Source organism: Polyangiaceae bacterium (assembly GCA_015075635.1).
In the GTDB taxonomy this organism is placed as follows: domain Bacteria; phylum Myxococcota_A; class Polyangia; order Polyangiales; family Polyangiaceae; genus JADJKB01.
This window is the reverse complement of sequence record JABTUA010000001.1, coordinates 1,784,082-1,801,066: the sequence shown is the minus strand read 5'-3', so window position 1 is coordinate 1,801,066 and position 16,985 is coordinate 1,784,082. Positions and strand designations below refer to the sequence as shown.

Here is a 16,985-nt window from a genome sequence, read left to right as displayed (position 1 = left end):
CGCGGCCGGGCCGGACCACGCAGCAATCTCGAATTCATCCATGCTTCGAGCGCCGGATCTGCACGACGCCCATGTCGGGTCGCGTCACCGGGTCGAAGCGGGGCTTCACGATGCCGGGACGGCGGTCGCCCGACTGGATCTTGTCCTGGAGCAGCATCAGGCCGTCGAGCACCGCCTCCGGGCGGGGGGGGCAGCCGGGGATGTAGACGTCGCAGGGGATGATCTTGTCGATACCGGCGACGCAGGCGTAATTGTCGTAGAAACCGCCGACGGAGGCGCAGGTGCCGAAGGCCAGGACCCACTTGGGCTCGGCCATTTGCTCGTAGATGCGCTTCAGGATCGGCGCCTGCCGCTGCACGATGGTGCCGACCACCCAGAGCAGATCGCTCTGCCGGGGCGAGAAGCGCGGGGCCTCGGCGCCGAAACGAGAGTGGTCGTAGCGCGGGCTCGACACGGCCATGAACTCCATGCCGCAGCAGGCCGTCACGAACGGGTACATGAAGAGCGAGTACTTCTGGGCCCACGCCAAGAGGTCCTCGAACTTGGTCGTGGCGAACCCTTGTCCTGAACCGGTCTCCAGGATCTCTTGGGTCGTGGGCTGCTTCAGCTCTCCCATTCCAGCGCTCCCTTCTTCCAGCAGTAGGCCAGCGCCACCAGGAGCGCGACGATGAAGACCAGCATGGTCATGAACCCGCTCCAGCCCAGGCCCTTGAACAGGGCAGCCCACGGGTAGATGAAGACCGCTTCGATGTCGAAGACGACGAACAGGATGGCGGTCAGGTAGAACTTCACGCTCAGCTTGACGCCGCGGGCGCCGGCGGTGTCGTTGCCGCACTCGAAGGGCAAGCGCTTCTCCGGCGTGGGGTTCTTGGGGCCCAGGTACTGGCCGCCCAAGAACATCACCGCGCAGATCCCCGCGGCGATGGCGAACATGATGAACATCGGCAGATAAAGCTCGGTCATCTTTTCATCCGGCGACACGTAACCCGCGGAAATTCCGCGTGAACGCTCGGAGCGTGTACCACAGCCAGCGGGGCCAAGCCTAGCCCCACGAGCCCCGGCAAAAACCCGAGAAAACGCTCTCAGCGACCGACCAGCGCGTGCCAGCCGTCGAGGCCGGGTCCCAGACCACGCTTGATCCGCTCTACGCTCTGCTCGAGGGCCGCGCCGTCCACGCCGGAGGCCTTGGCCTCGAGGACCGCGCCGTAGGCGGCCAGAAACCGCCCACGCTCGCTCAGCGCCCGGGCCAGGAGCGGCCAGACCCGGGCGCCGTCGGCCCCGAGGTTCATCGCCCGCCGGAGCGGACCGATGGCCTCGCCGTGGCGGTCGCTGCGCACCATCGACTCGCCGAGGCGGGCGTAGATCTCGGGGGCGGCCGGGCCGTCGCCGGCGTACTGCACGGCCAACCGGAGGATCTCCTCGCCCTTCTGCACCTCTGCCAAGGCGATGCAAGCCGAGCCCAGGTAGCCGAGCCCCCGGGCGATGAGCGCCCGGGTGTCCGGCGCCAGGAGCTGGCCTTCGGGCGTGCGGAGGAAGATGGCGAGCGGCGCGGGCCAGGCGCCCAGGAGCTCGATCACCCGCAGCGGCTCGCCGCGGTTCTCCGCGGCCTCGGCCTCGCCGATGCGCGCGAGATCGATGGCGCTGCGCCCGCCGCGCTGCACTCGATCGAGCTCTTCGCGCACGTGGGTGCGAATGCGCGCGCGGAGCTCCGCGAGGTCATAGCGCTCCTCGACACCGTCGTGCAGGAGATCCAGGTGGGAGTCGCGCCCGACGACCGTGAGCTTGGTCAGGCTGTAGCCGTACAGGGGGGCGAGCAGGAGGTAGCGCACGCCGATGTGCAGCTGCACCGCCTCGGTGTCCGTCGGGCGGGCCGGCGGCGCCGCGATGGGCTCCTCGGTGACCAGCGCGGCCACCAGGCGCCGGCGAAAGTCCGCCAGCGTGAGCCGCTGCGTGTCAGCGTCGGTCACCTCCGCGTCCGGCGCGCCGACCACGAAGTCCACCAGCGTGTTGTCGGGGTTTCGGCGATCGACGGTGAGCGCAGTGATGCGCGCCCCGGTGATCATCGCGAAGGCGAAGAAGCGCGCGCCGATGATGTCGCAGAGCGCCTGGAAGCTGCCGATGCTCTCCCCGATGCGCTCGAACCAGCCATCCGTGCGGATGGATTCGAGCGGGATTTCCGTGGGGTTGGACATCGGCCGGTCAGCTTACCGCGCCGGAGCGCGGGGGCGAAGGGTTTCGGTGGAGGCACCCCCGCGGCTCGCCGGGCCCCCGGCCCCACCGGCGTGCGCCCGACGTCGGCATTTCGTCTACTCTCCCGGCCGGCATGAAAGTCCACCACCTGAACTGCGCCACGATGTGCCCGCACGGCGGGCGCCTGCTGTCCGGCACCGGGTCGCTTCGCACGCAGGCGAAGCTCATCTGCCACTGCTTGCTGATCGAGACCTCCGAGGGCCTGGTCCTGGTGGACTCGGGCCTCGGCACGGCGGACGTCTCGAGCCCGGAGCGAACCGTGGGGCGGCATTTCTTGCTTTTCGCCCGCCCCGGGCGCGACCCCGCCGAGACGGCGCTCTCCCAGGTCGAGCGACTGGGCTTCAGCAGGGACGACGTGCGCCACATCGTCCTGACACACTGCGATCTGGATCACGCCGGCGGCCTCCCGGACTTCCCCAAGGCCACCGTGCACGTCCACGCCGACGAGCGCGACGCGACGCTGCACCCGCGCACGCGGCTCGAGCGCACGCGCTACGTGAAGGCGCACTTCGCCCACGAGCCCAAGTGGGCCGTGTACCGTCCGAAGGGCGAGCCCTGGTTCGGCTTCGACTGCGTGCGCGATCTCACGGGCCTACCCCCCGAGATCCTGCTCATCCCGCTCCACGGCCACACCCGCGGGCACTCCGGCGTCGCGGTGCACACGCGGAGCGGCTGGCTGCTCCACGCCGGGGACGCCTACTTCCATCGTCTGGAGATGGCGCCGGACCGCCGGCGCTGTCCGCCGCTGCTCGACGCCTTCCAGCGCATCGTCGAGATCGACGGACAGGCCCGCATGAAGAACCAGGCGCGCTTGCGCAGACTGGTCCGCGAGAGCTCGGACGAGGTGCGGGTGTTCTCCGCCCACGATCCGGTGGAGCTCGAGCGCTGCCGCGAGCGCGCCGCCGAGGCCGGCGAGTGAACGCAGAAGCCGGCTGGCACCCCGGGGGCTGCCATTGCGGGGCGGTGCGCTTCCGGGTGCGGATCCGCCGCTGGGTCGCCATCGACTGCAACTGCTCGATCTGCACGAGGAAGGGCTTCCTGCACCTGATCGTGCCGCCGGAAGACTTCGAGCTCGAGCGCGGCAGTGACGCCCTCGCCGAGTACCGCTTCAACACCGGCGTGGCCTGCCACCGCTTCTGCAAGACCTGCGGCGTGTTCCCCTTCTACACGCCGCGCTCGCACCCCGATCAGATCGACGTCAACGCGCGCTGCCTGGACGGCGACGCTTGCGCCCGCTTCGCGCGAGAGCCCTTCGATGGCCAGAACTGGGAAGACAACGTCGAAGCCATCCGCTGAAGCGCTGCTCGAGTGGTACGCGGAGCACGCGCGCGACCTGCCCTGGCGGCGCACGCGCGACCCGTACGCCATCTGGGTCAGCGAGGTGATGCTCCAGCAGACCCAGGTCGCCACCGTGATCCCCTACTTCGAGCGCTGGATGCGCCGCTTCCCGAACGTCGCGGCGCTCGCGCGGGCCGACGAGCACGACGTGCTCCACGCCTGGCAGGGGCTCGGCTACTACTCGCGGGCCAGGAGCTTGCGCGCGGGCGCGCAGGCCGTGCTCGATCGCCACGCGGGCGCGGTACCGGCGAGCGTCGAGGCGCTGCGGGCGCTGCCTGGTGTTGGCCCGTACACGGCCGGCGCCATCGCCAGCATCGCCCACGGAGAGCGCGCCGCGCTCGTGGACGGCAACGTCGAGCGGGTGCTGTGCCGGGTCTTCGGTCTGGGGGGAGATCCCAAGAAGAACCCGCAAAGATCCCGCTTGTGGCAGCTGGCGCTGGAGCTCCTGCCCGAGCGGCGCCCGGGCGACCTGAACCAGGCTTTGATGGAGCTCGGGGCCACGCTCTGCACGCCGAAGGCGCCGAGCTGCGAGCGCTGTCCCTGGCGGAAGCCCTGCGTCGCGCGCGCGACGGGCAGACAGCTCGAGCTGCCGGAGCTGCCCCGCCGACCCAAACCGACCGCGATAGCGATGGCCGCCGCCGTCGTCGAGGTGCGCGGCCGCTGGCTGGTCACTCGGCTCCCTGCCGATGCCCCACGCTGGGCGGGTCTCTGGCAGTTCCCGAGCGCGGAGCTCGGCTCCGGTGAGAGCGCGGAGCGCGCGCTCGGCCGGGTGCTCGGAGTCCCGGTGCGAGTCGGCGAGCGGCTCGAGCGCGTGAAGCACTCCGTGACGCGCTACCGCATCACGCTGGACGTGTACCGCTGTGCGCTCTCGAAGCGCCCGCGCGGCGGCGAGCTCGCCTGGGTGCGACCCGCGGAGCTCGGCGAGCTGGCGATGCCCGCGGCGCACCGGCGCATCGCGGGGGTGCTCACGACAGCGCCGTCAGGGTAAGTCTTTGCAGCAGCGGAAGCCGGTGGCCATCTTGTGGTCCCCGCGTTGCATCGGCGAGTACCATCTGCGTGAGAGTTGGTCTTCAGGAGCTATTCCGCCGCCGCGTGCAGCGCACTTCCAGCTACCGCCGGCCGGGCTCGAGTCCTGCCACCACACAGGCACTCGTCCGTCAACTTGGAAACGATCGCGCGGAAGCGCGGCGCCATGATCGCGACGGATTCGACCAATGTTGGGCTGGTTCCGCGGAGTTCCTGCAGCGCCAACGCCGATCAATGCGCCGCGGAAACGAACATCGTTCCCAGTCGGGTCTGCCGGTGTGGGCTGGACCATGCGCGGAGGAGCACCGTCCGCGCAAGCCGAGGCGGCGAACGTGATTACACCTGCGACGAGGGGTCTGAGCCGCATATCACTTGGGTGTCTGGCGACACGCCGACCTTGGGTCCGCGAAGCGACGAGTTGTCGGAGCCGCCCGGAGGTGACAGAATCACGAGAACGAGTCGCCGCCATGGCACGCCCGATCCAAGCCGCTGACCTGCCCGAGGACATCGCACGTATTGCCGAGGCGCAAGTGGCGGCGGGCAACTACGCTAGCGTGGAAGAAGTCGTGCGCGCGGGGGTGGAAGCCGTTGCCCGCATGGAACGGCGGAAGGAGGACAAGCTCGCTGCTTTGCGCGCCGCGCTCGAGGAGGGTGAGCAGAGCGGTATTGCAGACGAGTCGAGCCTCGCGGGCATCCTCGCCGAATTCCGCGCGGGTCGCGCTCCCTGAGGCATGCCGGGATTCCGCTTGCTCCGTAGAGCTCGCACTGACTTGGTCGAGATAGCCCACTTCACCGCGGACCGGTGGGGCGAGCCGCAAGCGGAGCGCTACGTCACTCAGCTCTACGAGGGCTTTCAGCGCCTCGTCGATTTCCCGGAGCTACGGCGCCCCAGCCCGGACATGCCCACGTACTTTCGGGCGCTGGAGGGGAAGCACGCCGTCTTCTATCGAGTCTCGGACGGCGGAGAGGTCTTGATCGTCCGCGTTCTCCACGGCGCGATGCTTCCAGAGTTGCACCTAGAGGAGCCGAGCGAAGGCAGCGACGAGTAGCTCGGCCGTGGAGCCGCCCGCGGATGAGCGCGAACGCGCGTGCGCACTTCACGACCACTCTTACGTGCCTTGACGGGGCACGCAGCGTGTTCAACCCACCCTCGCATGCGGTGAACTTCGGAATCGGGGCGCTCGCCGTCCAGTTCCCCGACGCCGGCAGCGTCGCAACCGCGGATCCCGCCCTTGCACGCTTCGCCCTTTTTCGCGACGTCGGGGCGGAGCTCGCCCAAGCGGCAGCGAGCTCACCGATCGTGGTGGTGCTCGAGGACCGAATTCAGCGCAACACGACGTCGATGCGCGAGACGTCCCCGCCGCGCACCGCGCGGGCGTGGGCGGCAGGAAGCGTCGCCGCGGCGACCCGCGCCGTGCGACCGCTGCGGTACGCGAGCTGGTAGGAGCGCGGGCGGGCCGCCCCGCGGCCGAAGGTGTCCTTGCGGCTCGCGTTGTCGTAGACGACCAACGTGTGCCCGAACAACTTGTAGGCGAAGGCGTTGGCCGGCACGCGGAGCTGGGTCCAGCCGTCGCGCGGATCGAAATAGGGGCGCTGGGTCTCCTCGACGGTGAACAGCCAGCCGGGTAGTCGTGGCTCGAGCGCCAGCTCGAGCTTGCCCTGCCGGTCGAGCCGAAGCGGGTGCTCGCCCGCGACCGCGAGGATCCACATGTGCAGGTACTCGCAGGTGATGCCGGACAGGCGCGGCTGGAACGCTCGGCCGTGCAGCGCCGGGTCGACGTACGCGCTGGAGACGATGAAGGAGGCGCCCTCGAGCGTGCTCCTGCCGTAGACGGCCGGATCCATGAACGGGATGAGCGCTCGTTTGGCGTCGTGCCAGAACTCTGCGCACAGGCCCGCCCGCAGGACCTCCAGCAGGTACTTGTACTCCATGTGCAGGTAGATCGACTCGTTCTCGATCCAGCCGCGGGGGTAGGCGCCGACCGCGCGACCGAGCTCCGGCGACTCGCCCCGCATGTTCTCGCAGCTCTTGTACATCTTCAGCTTGCGATCGAAGAGCGGCGAAGCCGCGACCGCGTCGTACACGGCCTTGGCCTCGGCGCGCCGGTGCTTCATCCAGTGGACCGACCCCTCCAGGAACAGCTTGGTGGGCCGCTGCTGGAAGGCGAGCGGCTCGACCGTGGGGTGCCCCAGCGGGCTCTTTTCGCCCGTCGGCTCGTAGTCGGTCACGTCGTTGACGAAGTAGGTGTGGGGCACGCCGCTCTTCGAGAGCACTTTCTGGCGGTTCTTGCCGCTGAAGCTCCGCTCCAAGAGCGCCTGGCCGGCGCGCAGGAACGCCGCGATTTCCCGGAGCGGAACCCGCACCTCGCGACCCGAGACCCCGAAGCGGGTCTGTTCACGGTACGCCTCCTTGAGCGAGCTCGACCGGGACCAGTACGTCAGGCTCGCCCGCGGTGAGCGCGTGCTGGCGGCGCGCTTCATCTCCGGCTCGAGTGCCCGCATCAGCTCCGCCAGCTCCTCGTAGACGAGGACGCCGCGGGTGCTCGCGCCCTTCAGGCGGCCGAGGCAGCCCTCCAGCATCTCGATCGCACGCCCGAGCTCCAGGGCCTCGCTCAGGCCGGACCCGAACAACCCGGGCAAGCCGTTCATCGAGTCGTTCCAGCCGGGCTTGCCGGCTTCCATTTCGACGCCCGTGCCTTCCGCGTCCAGCGTCGCCAGCCGATTGACGACGATCGTCAGGAGCTTGACCAGGAGCGTGGTGCGGTAGATCTCCCCCGCGCCGTGGTCGCTGCGCATCGCGTGGCGACGGTCGCTCCGCTGCCTGAGGCGCGCCAGCTTGTCCGGGCTCCGCACCACCGCCCCGTAGGCGCGGATCTTCCCGCCCACGTCGCAGGCATTCTCGCTCCGGGTCACCACCACGTCGGGGTTGTCGAAGTAACCGTAGCGGGGCCGACCGAGCAGGAATTCGTCCAGCTTGTCGGGGTGGACCATCAAGAGCACCTCGAGCAGGTCGAAGTTGTAGTGCCAGTGATCGACCCAGAAGCCTTCGTGGAGAGCGCCGAGCTCGTCTTCCTCGCAGAAGAGCAGGACCTCCTCGAGCGCGCCCAGGCGGCGTTCCGCGTCGAAGCCGAGGTCCTCCAGCCGCATCACCAGCGCGCCCGGCGTGAACCCCGCCGCCATCCACTCGAGCAGTGAGCCGCGCTCGCGCGGAGCGATGCGGCGCTCGGCCCAGGCCTCGGCCTGCGCGCGATCGGCGACGTGATACGAGACGCCGAGCACCTCCAGCGGGTTGTAGCCGTCGAGCTGGATCAGGCCCATGAAGCTGCGGAGGTTCGCGTCCTCGGTCTCCGGAAAGAACCAGGCGTCGGTCCGGCGGTTCTGCAGCACGCTGCGGTAGTGCCCCGTGCCTTGCGACAGGTAGGTCGGTTCCAGCACGAAGTGATGGTAGTCGCGCTCCAGGTCGCCGTTCTGGCGGGAGTAGAGGTACACCGCGCTCTTGCCGTCGCGGCATTGGAGGGTGAGCGGCATGCCGCCCCGGAGGACGTTGTCCAGGAAGTCCTGGCGCGAGTAGGCGTCGAGCTCCCGAGAAGCGGACGCAGTGAAGGCGAGATCCGCGATCTCCTCGACGGTCCGCTCGTTCTCCTGGCGCTTCTCGTCCAGAAAGCCCGGGCGCCGCGTCTTGGCGACGAGCGCCTCGAGATCCCGGTCTCGCTCGGCGTAGCCGAAGATGGTGGCGAGCTCGGTGTGCGCTCCGGGCTCGAGCGTGGCGGTCTGTCCAGAGAGCGCCGCCGGGGTCTTGTTCTCCCAGCACTGCGCTGCCTGCAAGACCGCGCGCAGACCGCCGGCCGAGAAGCGGCGCGGCACGTCGTAGCTGAAGGCTTCGCCGAACACCGCCTCCGGATCGACGATGAGGCCCTGGACGTCCCCGCGGCCGATGCGCAGGAAGTAGTGTCCGCCCTCGAGCATGCCCACGCGCTCGCTGTCGTCCGCGCTCTGCTTGAGACGGTAGACCGCGACGCCGCTCTTCTCGAACACGCCCATCATGCCTTCGACGTGGCGCGGAATGCCCTTGATGCGCTGCTGGTCGAGGCCGTGAGGCAGAATGCGGGGCAGGCCGTCGAGCCACTCCACCCGCCGCCGCTTGCGCTTGAGGTTCTTGATTCGGACGCTGCGAACCAGGCCCGCGACGCGCAGGTTCGGCAGACCGAAGTACGTCACCTCGGTCTCGATGCCGACGACCGGGTTCCGCTCCCGTAGCGTCAGCTCCGCGGGCGCGATCAGCATCGTCTGCTCGACGCGCGGGTCGTCGCTCTTGCGGAACGGCTCGTACACCTCATCCCCGTCCAGGCGCAGGAAGGTGCGGAATCCTTCCCGATCGATGCGCATGCAGGCCTGGTTGAACGATTGGAACTCCAGAATCTGGTGATCTTTGTCGCGCACGCCGAACGAGCACACCGCCTGGCCGCGGTTGACGTAGAAGCACCAGAGCGGGATGCCCCACTTCCCGGCTATTCCCGGCAAGAAGCTCGAAAACGGGGGCGCGGCGGCGTAGCCGTGGACCGTGAAAAACGACGTGGTCGGGTCGACGTAGCTCCGGGCGGTCGGCATCGAAGGGTTTTATCCCTCACCGTCCGCGGAATGGAAGTCGCCCGAGGGGTTTACACGTCCAGCCGGTGACCGTACGCAGTCTCTCGAAAGGAGGTGAGCATGCACGAGCTTTCAGTCGGACTCCCTGGCCCGCTTCGGGAGTTGAGCCAGGGCCTCGAGGGCACGCAGTGGAAGGACGCAGCGTGGGCGCTCGGCATCGTTCTGGTCGCGCTGGTCGCCGGTCGCGTGACCGCCGCGCTGGCGCTGCGCGCCATCGGCCGCTGGGCGGCTCGCACGGAGACGACGGTGGACGACGCCATGTCCACGCATTTGCCTCGGCCCGTGCGTTGGCTCTTGCCCTTGGTCGCGCTCGAGCTCGTGATGCCACTGCTCGGGCTGTCGAAGCAATGGGAGGACCGCCTTCAGCACGCGCTGCTCGTGGCCATCATCGCCGGAGTGGGCTGGCTGCTCGTCAAGGTCGTGAAGGTCGTCGAGGACGCGGCATGCAGGCGCTTCGACTCCACGGCCGACGACAACCTGAAGGCGCGAGCGATACAGACCCAGGTGCGCGGGTTCCGGAACGTCGCCGTGTTCGTGGTGGTGGTGCTCACGCTGGGCTTCGTCCTGATGACCTTCGAGGCCGTGCGGCAGGTCGGGACCGGCCTCTTGGCGTCTGCAGGGGTGGCTGGTCTCGTGCTGGGCTTCGCGGCGCAGCGGAGCCTGGCCACGCTCTTGGCTGGAATTCAGATCGCGCTCAGCCAGCCCATTCGCATCGACGACGTCGTGATCGTCGAGGGCGAATGGGGTCGCATCGAAGAGATCCACCTGACCTACGTCGTGGTCAGGATCTGGGATCTCAGGCGCCTGATCGTGCCGGTCAATTACTTCATCGATCGGCCGTTCCAGAACTGGACGCGCACCAGCGCGGAGGTCCTCGGCACGGTGAACCTGTACTGCGACTACTCGGTGCCGGTGGCGGCGATCCGCCAGGAGCTCGAGCGCATCCTGGCGGAGTCGGAGCTCTGGGACGGCAAGGTGTGGAGCGTCCAGGTCACGGACGCGAGCGAGCGGGCGATGCTGGTCCGACCGCTGTTCTCCGCGCGGAACTCGTCCGACCAGTGGAACCTGCGCTGCGAGGTCCGCGAGAAGCTGATCGCGTTCCTGCAGCGGGAGTACCCCGGTGCCCTGCCGCGGCTGCGGGGCGAGTTGAGGGTGGCTTGAGGGCCGTCAATGCCTCTCGGGGCGTGCCGATGGCCGGCGCCGACGTTCAGCCCTTCACGGCTCCCGCGCCGAGGCCGGCCGTGATTCTGCGCTGAAATACCAGAGCCACCGCCACCACCGGCAGCGTGACCAGGACCGCGGCGGCGGCGATCGCAGCGGTCGGATGCTGGAACTCCGATGCGCCGGTGAAGAACGCGAGCGCCGCCGGCACTGGGCGTGAGCGCTCCGTCGAGGTGAGCGAGATGCCGAACAAGAAGTCGTTCCAGGCGAACAAGAAGACGAGAACCGCTGCGGTGAGCACACCCGGTGCGGCGAGCGGCACCATCACCTTGCGAAACGCCTGCCAGCGCGTGGCGCCGTCGATCTGCGCCGCTTCCTCGAGCTCCCAGGGAAGTTGGCGGAAGAAGGCCGTGAGCGCCCAGATGCCGAGCGGCAGCGTGAACGAGGTGTAGGGCAGGATCAAGCCGAGCCAGGTATCGTAGAGTCCGACGCTGCGCCATAGCTCGAACAGCGGACCGATCAGAGACACGCCGGGGAACATGGCCGTACACAACGAGAGCGCGAGCAGCAAGCGCTTGCCGGGGAGCTCCGAGCGCACGATGGCGTAGGCGGCGAGGCTCGCGAACGTCACCGAGAGCAGCGTCGCTCCGAGCGAGACCACGACCGAGTTCCGGAGGGCGCTCACGAACAGATCCGTGGCGAACACCGTGCGGTAGTTGTCGAGGCTGGGGGCGGCCGGCAGGAAGCGGCCGGAGTGGACGTCGTCGCCCACCTTGAGTGACAGAGAGACGATCCAGGCCACCGGGAAGAGCGCCCAAGCCGCGACCGCAGAACCGGCCGCGGTCCAGACGAAGCGCGAGGAGCGCGTGCTCATCGCTCCGCCTGATCGAGGTCGGGCTTGCCGACGAGCAACAAGGAGCCGGCCAAGAGCAGCGCGGCCAGAAAAGTGACCACGGCCACTGCAGAGCCGAGCCCGAGCGCGGTGCGCCCGATCATCTGCCTGTAGGCCAAGAACGACACGCTCTCGGTGCCGTGCGCGCCGCTCGTCATCACGAACACGTTGTCGAAGATGCGGAATGCGTCGAGGGTTCGGAACAGGATCGCTACCAGTAAGGCGTTCCTGGTGCACGGCAACGTCACCTTGACGAAACGTTGCCAGGCGCTCGCGCCGTCGACCTTGGCAGCGTCGTACAGGTCCTCCGGTACCTGAACGAGTCCCGCCAGTAGCAGCAGCGAGACGAACGGGGTCGTCTTCCAGATCTCGCTCACGGCAATCACCAGGAGCGACGACTCGCGGCGTCCGAACCATGAGAAGTCGGCGAGCCCGAGCCAACCGTTCACGAAGCCCGAGTCGAGCGCGAAAGCGTAGCGCCAAGCGAACGAGGACACGACCGTGACGATGCCGTAGGGAACGAGCAGCGCCGTGCGAACGAGGCCCCGCCCGATGACGATGCGGTGCATGACCATGGCGAACGCGAAGCCGAGCACGAGCTCCACCACGACCGTGCTCACGGTGAGCAGGAGCGTCGTGGTCATGTCGCTCCAGAACAGCGCGTCGGTGAGCACGACCCGGTAGTTGTCGAGGCCGACGAAGCTCCGCGCTCCGGGATCGGTGATCCGGTAGTTGTAGAGCGACAGCCGGACAGCCTCGAACAGCGGGTAGCCGACCATCGACAGCATCGCGACGAGCGCAGGCAATCCGAGCAAGAGGCCTAGTCCCCGCTCGCGCGCCGCTCGATCGCTCACAGGAGCACCCGGTCGTGGAGGACGTCGACGATCAGACGCGACGCGGCCGCGGGTGTGCGCTGCGGATTCACGCTTGCCGGCGGATGGAACATTCGCACTACTGCTGCACTCACGTCGGTGTAATACGGAGTCAACGGTCGCGGCGACGCGCTCTCAATCGACTCCCGGACCAGGTCCGCCATCGGGAACACGCGCCGCACCTCGGGGTCGTCGTACACGGCGCGACGCGCCGCGGGCGACTTGGCGCGAATCATGTGGAGCTTCTGGTTCTCTTCGGAAGTGATGCAACGGATCGCTTCGCGCGCGAGGTCGGGGCTCTGACTGAGCGCGCTCACGCCCAGCACGATGCCGCCGAGGGGTGGGCGACTCTCGCGCGCGGGATCGACGCGCGGATAGCGTGCCCATCCAATGTCGTCGAGCAGCGACGGGTCGGCGGCGCCATAGACGTACGGCCAGTTCACCATGAAGCCACCGCGAGGGCCCTGGAAGCCCAGGCGTGCCGCCTCCTCGTCGGCGCTAGAGAGTGCCGCGTTCCTCGCGGGCGAGCTCGCCAGCTCGGCGATGATCCCCGCCGCTCGTCGCCCGGCCTCGGAGTCGATGCCGGGTACCGCGTCTCGGCCCGCCTCCGGGTTCGTGAGGATCGCTCCTCCCGCCGACGAGACGAGCGCATTGATCCAGACCGTGTAGCCCTCGTAGCGCCGTGCTTGCACGTCGACGCGAGTGCCGGTCGCGCTCGCGGCACGGACGAGCTCTGACCAAGTGAGCGGGCGGCGCTCCGGATCGAGGCCGGCGCGCGCCGCGACCGATTTGCGAAACCAAAGGAGTTGCGTGTTCGCCCAGAACGGCACGCCGAAGAGCTGTCCGGCAAAGTGCGCAGACTCGACCGGGCCCGCGAGCACGCCGTCGGTGAGCTCGGCAGCGTCCTCACCCTCGAACGGGCGCAGGAACCCGGCGGCGCCGAGTTCGGCCAAGAACGGCGGATCGATGCTCATGAAATCGATCGAGCGGTCGCGGGCGGCGAGCCGCCGCACCAGCTGTTCGCGCTGCGCGCTCGCGTCGCGCGGCAGCACCGAAACCTCGATCCGATAGCGGCCACCCGACGCGCGCGAGCACAGCTGGGCCAGCTCCGCCTGCGTGCCGTCGTCGGGGTTGGCGTACCAGCTCAGGATCGGCACGGCAGGCTTCTCCGTGCAAGCCGAGCCGAGAACGGCGAGCGCGACCGCGGCGCTCTGGACGAGCCGTCCGCTCATTAGCTCGCCCACCTCCACATCCTCCGCTCCATCTAGGGTGTGGGGCCGCGCGCGTAAACCCCGGCGGCCGAGAGTCCTTCTCCGGGCAGATCGACGCACTTTCGCCGGGGCCCGCCTCTACGCAGCGCGAGACCCGGAGCGCGCTGTCCGTCCTCTGCACCGCGACCACGCCGCCCGTGTGCGCGTCTGCTACGCTCGCCAGGCCGAGCTCGCGCTTGGCGCGCCAGCGCAGCGAGCGGTCCACCTCCGCCATGAACCCGCTCACGACCTCGGCGCAGAGCTTCCGGTCATAGCCGAGCAGGGCGCGCAGACCCCAAGGCAGCGAGCAGATCCATTGGCGGAGGCTGTGCGAGGAACTCCTGGTACTGCCCTTGCGTCACCTCGGTGCGGTCGATGCAGTACTTCACGCCTTTCGGCGTCGCGACCTCCACCATGGCCGGGCCGGGTAGTCCCAAGCACGACCCCGACGCGCCCGAGACTCCGGCGGTACCGCCCTTCCCGCTCACACCCCCGGAGGCGCCTCCCGTTCCGCCGGGGCCGGTCGTGCCACCAGTGCCGGGCTGGATCTGCTCGGCTCGCTTGCCGTCCTCCCCGCCAAACAGGCCGCAGCCGGTCGTGAGTGCCAGCGCCACCACCGCGGTCGAACTTTGCTGTCATCCTGGCCCCGCAGAGCTTCGAAACCCGTCAGCCGCCGCGCGCGCCGAATCCTTGCTCGAGCGCGTCGACGCGTTCGCGTGGCGGCTCATCCATGTATCCCTCAGCTTAGCACGCGACGCTCCAGGAGATCGGCTTCCGGAGTCAGCTCGGGGCACTCGAGAGCGCGCGCTTCGACCCGAGCGCGCGCTCGAGCCCGTCCATGAGGCGCGTGCCGATGTCGTCCCAGACCAGCGCGGCGAGCCCCCACCAGAGCGCGATCCAGAGCGGCACGCCGCCGAGCCAGCCGAGCCGATACGCGTGCAGGTGCCCTACCTGAATGTAGAGCGCCTCGACCGCTGGCCCGATCGCGACGACGAGCACGAGCAGCCTGAGGCGCGCGCGCTCGGGGCGGAAGAGCGCGAGGTAGGCCAGGATGGCCACCGCGAACGGCAGCCAAGACCACAAGACGTGGTCGTAGAGGCGATAGATCGCCTGCCGGGTCGCGAGCACGAGCCCGAGCAAGAGCAACACCTTGAGCAGCGGGCGCGCAGAGGTCCGCCGCCCGAGCCACACGCCGTCCCCGGCCCTCCCGAGCCCGCTCCGCCGCCAGTGGAAGACCGTGAGCACGAAGCGCAGGATCAGCCCCCAGTAGAGCAGCATCCAGATCGGAATGTGCGAGAGCCCGGGCAAGTCCGTGGGCACCGTGTAGTCGTAGACGCGATGGCGGGTGACGCTGTTCCAGTCGTTGAACGCACCGAACAGGGTGGCCATGAGAAAGAACGCGACCTCGGCGCGCCCGCCGAGATCGCGCTCGGCGCGGGGCAGCGCGAGCCAGAGGCCGAGGCGTGCGAGCAGCACGACCGGCACCAGCACGCTCATCAGCGCGAGCCGCTCGCTCCACAGGCAGATGAAGAGGCTGATCAGGCCGACCGCGGCGGCGTCCACCAGGAACGGCCGATCGCCGACCCGCCGCTCCGGCGAGCTCACGCGGGCCTCTTCAAGAAGTCCGCGACCGCGCCGAGCAGCGAGAGCGGGTGCTCGAGCCCGTGGGCGTATTCGTCGGTGGTGTAGTTCTGCGCCCAGCAGCAGTCGCCGCCGCACTGCTCGGGACCCGGCCCGTGGAAGCCCTTGGGATCGCGCCGGCGCGTGGCCTCCGCCCAGATGGCGTCCACGTGGTCGAAGGCGAGCACGTCGAGCCACTCCGGCTCGACGTTGACCGTCGCCTTGCACGGCCAGGCCAGGCGTCCGTCGTGGTCCACGTGGGGCTTGAGCGTGTTCCGGCAGTCGAGGGGCGCCGCGGAGAGCAGTCGCCGGTTCATGCGCAAGGAGCCGCTGATGCGCGCGCCAGCGGCCTTGCGCGCGAGCAGGTGCGCGACGAACGCCGGGTACTCCGGATCCTCGAGCAGGGCGCGGTCCACGCGCGGCCCCACGTTGCGCGGCACGGGGCAAAAGCCGATGCCGAGATCCTCGGTCAGATCCAGCACCGCCCGCGCCTCGGCAAGCAGCCCGGGCTGGAGCACGGTGTTGACCATCAGCTTCACGCGCGAAGCAGCCGCGAGCTCGCGCAGGAGCAGCAGGTTGCGGACCACGTCCTCGGGATGAGGCGTGCGCCACATCTCGGCGAGCTTGCCCAGATCGAGGGCGTCGAGGCTGACGACCAGGATGTCGACGTCGGCGAGGAAACCGCGCCACTCGGGTTTTTCCAGCAGGCGATGGAACAGGCTGCCGTTGGTGTTCAGGACGATGGGGAAGTAGTCGAGGTCCCGCGCCCGGCGCGTCAGCTCTGGCAGGTCCTTGCGCAGCGTCGGCTCGCCGCCGGCGAAGTAGACGCTGGTCGCGCGCGTGCGCATCACGCGCAGGAGCTCGAAGCCCTTCTCGGTATCGAGCTTGCCGTGCCCGTCCAGCTCCGGGTAGCGCGCGCCGCGGTGGTCGTCGCAGTAGTCGCAGCGGAAGTTGCAGGGCCGGAGCGTGGTCCAGATGAAGTAGAGCGGCAGCAGATCTTCGCGGCCGGCCCGGGCTCGGCGCCGGTTCTCGAGGTAGCTCGCCAGGGCCGTGCGATAGCTCGAGAGCTTGCGCATGGCCTCGCGGGGACCGCGCCGCGGCGGCTCCAGCGCGGGCCCGAGGCGCGCCGCGAGCTCACGGGCCTCGCGGGCGAGGCGCGGGAAGTCTGGATGCCCCGCCCGCGGCACGTAGCGCGAGAACTCCGGCAGCGAGCCAGGGACCTCCGCAGCGTACTCGCGCCAGGGCGCGGCCTTCGGCAGTGAGCGAACGGGCGCGGGTACTTGCATCATGATCGACCTCCTCGAAGCGCGGGCGCGACCGACGAGAGCGCGCCCAGGGACAGAGTCGCGAGCAGCTTGGCCGTGGCTTGCTTGGAGAGCCGCGGTCCGAACACGTAGCGGAGCCCGACGCGCATCCACATGCCGAGCAGCGCCTGGGCGACGAGCTCGAGATCCGGCACGTCGCCGGCGACGGCGCGCAGGCGCGCGAGCAGGAAGTCCGCGACGGGCGGGCTGATGCCGTCGCGCAGCGTGGTGAGGCTCGCGCTCGCGGCGGCCCGCTCGGCGAACGCCGCCAGGAGCTCGCGCTCGCGCGTCCAGTGATCGAGGCAGGCTTCGGCGAGCCGCTCCGCGAGCAGCGCCGGGGGCTCGGCGGCGTGCTTCTTCCAGGCTTTGTCCAGCCGCGCGACCAGCGCCTGGTTGAACTCGACGAGCAGCTCGTCGGTCAGCTCGCCCAGGGTCTGGAAGTGGACGTAGAAGGTGCCGTGCGCGACCCCCGCGCGCCGCGCCACGTCGCCCACCTGGGTCGCGGCGTAGCCCTGCTCGGCAAAGCACTCCCGGGCCGCTGCCTTCAGGGCGGCGCGGGTTTCGGCCTTCTTCTGGGCTCGGGGCCCCGCCTGTTTCGCTGACACAGATTCACTGATAGCAAGTC

At 69.3% G+C, this 16,985-nt stretch carries 17 protein-coding genes; 6 read left to right on the top strand and 11 right to left on the bottom strand.

Features of this window, described 5'->3' with window-relative positions; translation table 11 throughout:
* Positions 1 to 34: 34 nt before the first annotated feature.
* The 3 genes from nuoB to HS104_08040 form a co-directional block, all read right to left on the bottom strand.
* Positions 35 to 616, bottom strand: a complete 582-nt coding sequence (gene nuoB, locus HS104_08050; GenBank protein MBE7479921.1) for an NADH-quinone oxidoreductase subunit NuoB — start codon at positions 614 to 616, stop codon at positions 35 to 37.
* Positions 604 to 963, bottom strand: a complete 360-nt coding sequence (ndhC, locus tag HS104_08045) for an NADH-quinone oxidoreductase subunit A (protein MBE7479920.1) — start codon at positions 961 to 963, stop codon at positions 604 to 606. The genes nuoB and ndhC overlap by 13 nt, the downstream gene beginning before the upstream one ends.
* A 119-nt stretch (positions 964 to 1,082) precedes the next feature.
* Positions 1,083 to 2,192, bottom strand: a complete 1,110-nt coding sequence (locus HS104_08040; protein MBE7479919.1) for a hypothetical protein — start codon at positions 2,190 to 2,192, stop codon at positions 1,083 to 1,085.
* A 131-nt stretch (positions 2,193 to 2,323) separates the two neighbouring features.
* Between HS104_08040 and HS104_08035 the strand changes: the two genes are divergently transcribed.
* The 5 genes from HS104_08035 to HS104_08015 all read left to right on the top strand — a co-directional run bounded on the left by HS104_08035 (position 2,324) and on the right by HS104_08015 (position 5,663).
* Positions 2,324 to 3,169, top strand: coding sequence for an MBL fold metallo-hydrolase (locus HS104_08035; GenBank protein MBE7479918.1), 846 nt, complete (start codon positions 2,324 to 2,326; stop codon positions 3,167 to 3,169).
* Positions 3,166 to 3,546, top strand: coding sequence for a GFA family protein (locus HS104_08030; GenBank protein ID MBE7479917.1), 381 nt, complete (start codon positions 3,166 to 3,168; stop codon positions 3,544 to 3,546). The genes HS104_08035 and HS104_08030 overlap by 4 nt, the downstream gene beginning before the upstream one ends.
* Positions 3,506 to 4,576, top strand: a complete 1,071-nt coding sequence (mutY, locus tag HS104_08025) for an A/G-specific adenine glycosylase (protein MBE7479916.1) — start codon at positions 3,506 to 3,508, stop codon at positions 4,574 to 4,576. The genes HS104_08030 and mutY overlap by 41 nt, the downstream gene beginning before the upstream one ends.
* Before the next feature lie 505 nt (positions 4,577 to 5,081).
* Entirely contained in the window at positions 5,082 to 5,342 is a 261-nt protein-coding gene (locus tag HS104_08020) for a type II toxin-antitoxin system ParD family antitoxin (GenBank protein MBE7479915.1), read from the top strand.
* A 42-nt stretch (positions 5,343 to 5,384) separates the two neighbouring features.
* A complete protein-coding gene (locus HS104_08015) occupies positions 5,385 to 5,663 on the top strand; it encodes a type II toxin-antitoxin system RelE/ParE family toxin (protein ID MBE7479914.1) in 279 nt (92 codons plus the stop codon).
* A 274-nt stretch (positions 5,664 to 5,937) separates the two neighbouring features.
* Here the strand turns inward: HS104_08015 and HS104_08010 are convergent, their stop codons facing one another.
* Positions 5,938 to 9,222 (bottom strand): hypothetical protein, encoded by a 3,285-nt coding sequence (locus HS104_08010; protein ID MBE7479913.1) that lies wholly within the window; start codon positions 9,220 to 9,222, stop codon positions 5,938 to 5,940.
* 99 nt (positions 9,223 to 9,321) lie between these two features.
* On the opposite strand from HS104_08010, the gene HS104_08005 reads away from it, so the two are divergent.
* Positions 9,322 to 10,422 carry a mechanosensitive ion channel gene (locus HS104_08005; GenBank protein MBE7479912.1) on the top strand — a complete coding sequence of 367 codons (1,101 nt, stop codon included), beginning with the start codon at positions 9,322 to 9,324 and terminating at the stop codon, positions 10,420 to 10,422.
* A gap of 46 nt (positions 10,423 to 10,468) precedes the next feature.
* Here the strand turns inward: HS104_08005 and HS104_08000 are convergent, their stop codons facing one another.
* The 7 genes from HS104_08000 to HS104_07970 all read right to left on the bottom strand — a co-directional run bounded on the left by HS104_08000 (position 10,469) and on the right by HS104_07970 (position 16,965).
* On the bottom strand, positions 10,469 to 11,296 hold the full coding sequence (locus tag HS104_08000; protein ID MBE7479911.1) for a carbohydrate ABC transporter permease: 828 nt from the start codon (positions 11,294 to 11,296) through the stop codon (positions 10,469 to 10,471).
* On the bottom strand, positions 11,293 to 12,102 hold the full coding sequence (locus HS104_07995) for a sugar ABC transporter permease (GenBank protein ID MBE7479910.1): 810 nt from the start codon (positions 12,100 to 12,102) through the stop codon (positions 11,293 to 11,295). Before HS104_07995 ends, HS104_08000 begins: the two co-directional genes overlap by 4 nt.
* Positions 12,103 to 12,164: 62 nt before the next feature.
* A complete protein-coding gene (locus HS104_07990) occupies positions 12,165 to 13,418 on the bottom strand; it encodes an extracellular solute-binding protein (protein ID MBE7479909.1) in 1,254 nt (417 codons plus the stop codon).
* A gap of 287 nt (positions 13,419 to 13,705) precedes the next feature.
* On the bottom strand, positions 13,706 to 14,053 hold the full coding sequence (locus tag HS104_07985; GenBank protein MBE7479908.1) for a hypothetical protein: 348 nt from the start codon (positions 14,051 to 14,053) through the stop codon (positions 13,706 to 13,708).
* 163 nt (positions 14,054 to 14,216) lie between these two features.
* Positions 14,217 to 15,041, bottom strand: coding sequence for a DUF2878 family protein (locus HS104_07980; GenBank protein ID MBE7479907.1), 825 nt, complete (start codon positions 15,039 to 15,041; stop codon positions 14,217 to 14,219).
* Positions 15,038 to 16,345 (bottom strand): radical SAM protein, encoded by a 1,308-nt coding sequence (locus tag HS104_07975; GenBank protein ID MBE7479906.1) that lies wholly within the window; start codon positions 16,343 to 16,345, stop codon positions 15,038 to 15,040. Before HS104_07975 ends, HS104_07980 begins: the two co-directional genes overlap by 4 nt.
* Positions 16,342 to 16,965 carry a TetR/AcrR family transcriptional regulator gene (locus HS104_07970; protein MBE7479905.1) on the bottom strand — a complete coding sequence of 208 codons (624 nt, stop codon included), beginning with the start codon at positions 16,963 to 16,965 and terminating at the stop codon, positions 16,342 to 16,344. The genes HS104_07975 and HS104_07970 overlap by 4 nt, the downstream gene beginning before the upstream one ends.
* Between the last annotated feature and the right edge of the window lie 20 nt (positions 16,966 to 16,985).

Bases quoted from the DNA above. Each gene is read 5' to 3' on its own strand.
- nuoB (MBE7479921.1), bottom strand. From the start codon at position 616: ATGGGAGAGCTGAAGCAGCCCACGACCCAAGAGATCCTGGAGACCGGT.
- ndhC (MBE7479920.1), bottom strand. From the start codon at position 963: ATGACCGAGCTTTATCTGCCGATGTTCATCATGTTCGCCATCGCCGCG.
- HS104_08040 (MBE7479919.1), bottom strand. From the start codon at position 2,192: ATGTCCAACCCCACGGAAATCCCGCTCGAATCCATCCGCACGGATGGC.
- HS104_08035 (MBE7479918.1), top strand. From the start codon at position 2,324: ATGAAAGTCCACCACCTGAACTGCGCCACGATGTGCCCGCACGGCGGG.
- mutY (MBE7479916.1), top strand. From the start codon at position 3,506: ATGGCCAGAACTGGGAAGACAACGTCGAAGCCATCCGCTGAAGCGCTG.
- HS104_08020 (MBE7479915.1), top strand. From the start codon at position 5,082: ATGGCACGCCCGATCCAAGCCGCTGACCTGCCCGAGGACATCGCACGT.
- HS104_08010 (MBE7479913.1), bottom strand. From the start codon at position 9,222: ATGCCGACCGCCCGGAGCTACGTCGACCCGACCACGTCGTTTTTCACG.
- HS104_08005 (MBE7479912.1), top strand. From the start codon at position 9,322: ATGCACGAGCTTTCAGTCGGACTCCCTGGCCCGCTTCGGGAGTTGAGC.
- HS104_08000 (MBE7479911.1), bottom strand. From the start codon at position 11,296: ATGAGCACGCGCTCCTCGCGCTTCGTCTGGACCGCGGCCGGTTCTGCG.
- HS104_07995 (MBE7479910.1), bottom strand. From the start codon at position 12,102: ATGCTGTCGATGGTCGGCTACCCGCTGTTCGAGGCTGTCCGGCTGTCG.
- HS104_07990 (MBE7479909.1), bottom strand. From the start codon at position 13,418: ATGAGCGGACGGCTCGTCCAGAGCGCCGCGGTCGCGCTCGCCGTTCTC.
- HS104_07975 (MBE7479906.1), bottom strand. From the start codon at position 16,345: ATGATGCAAGTACCCGCGCCCGTTCGCTCACTGCCGAAGGCCGCGCCC.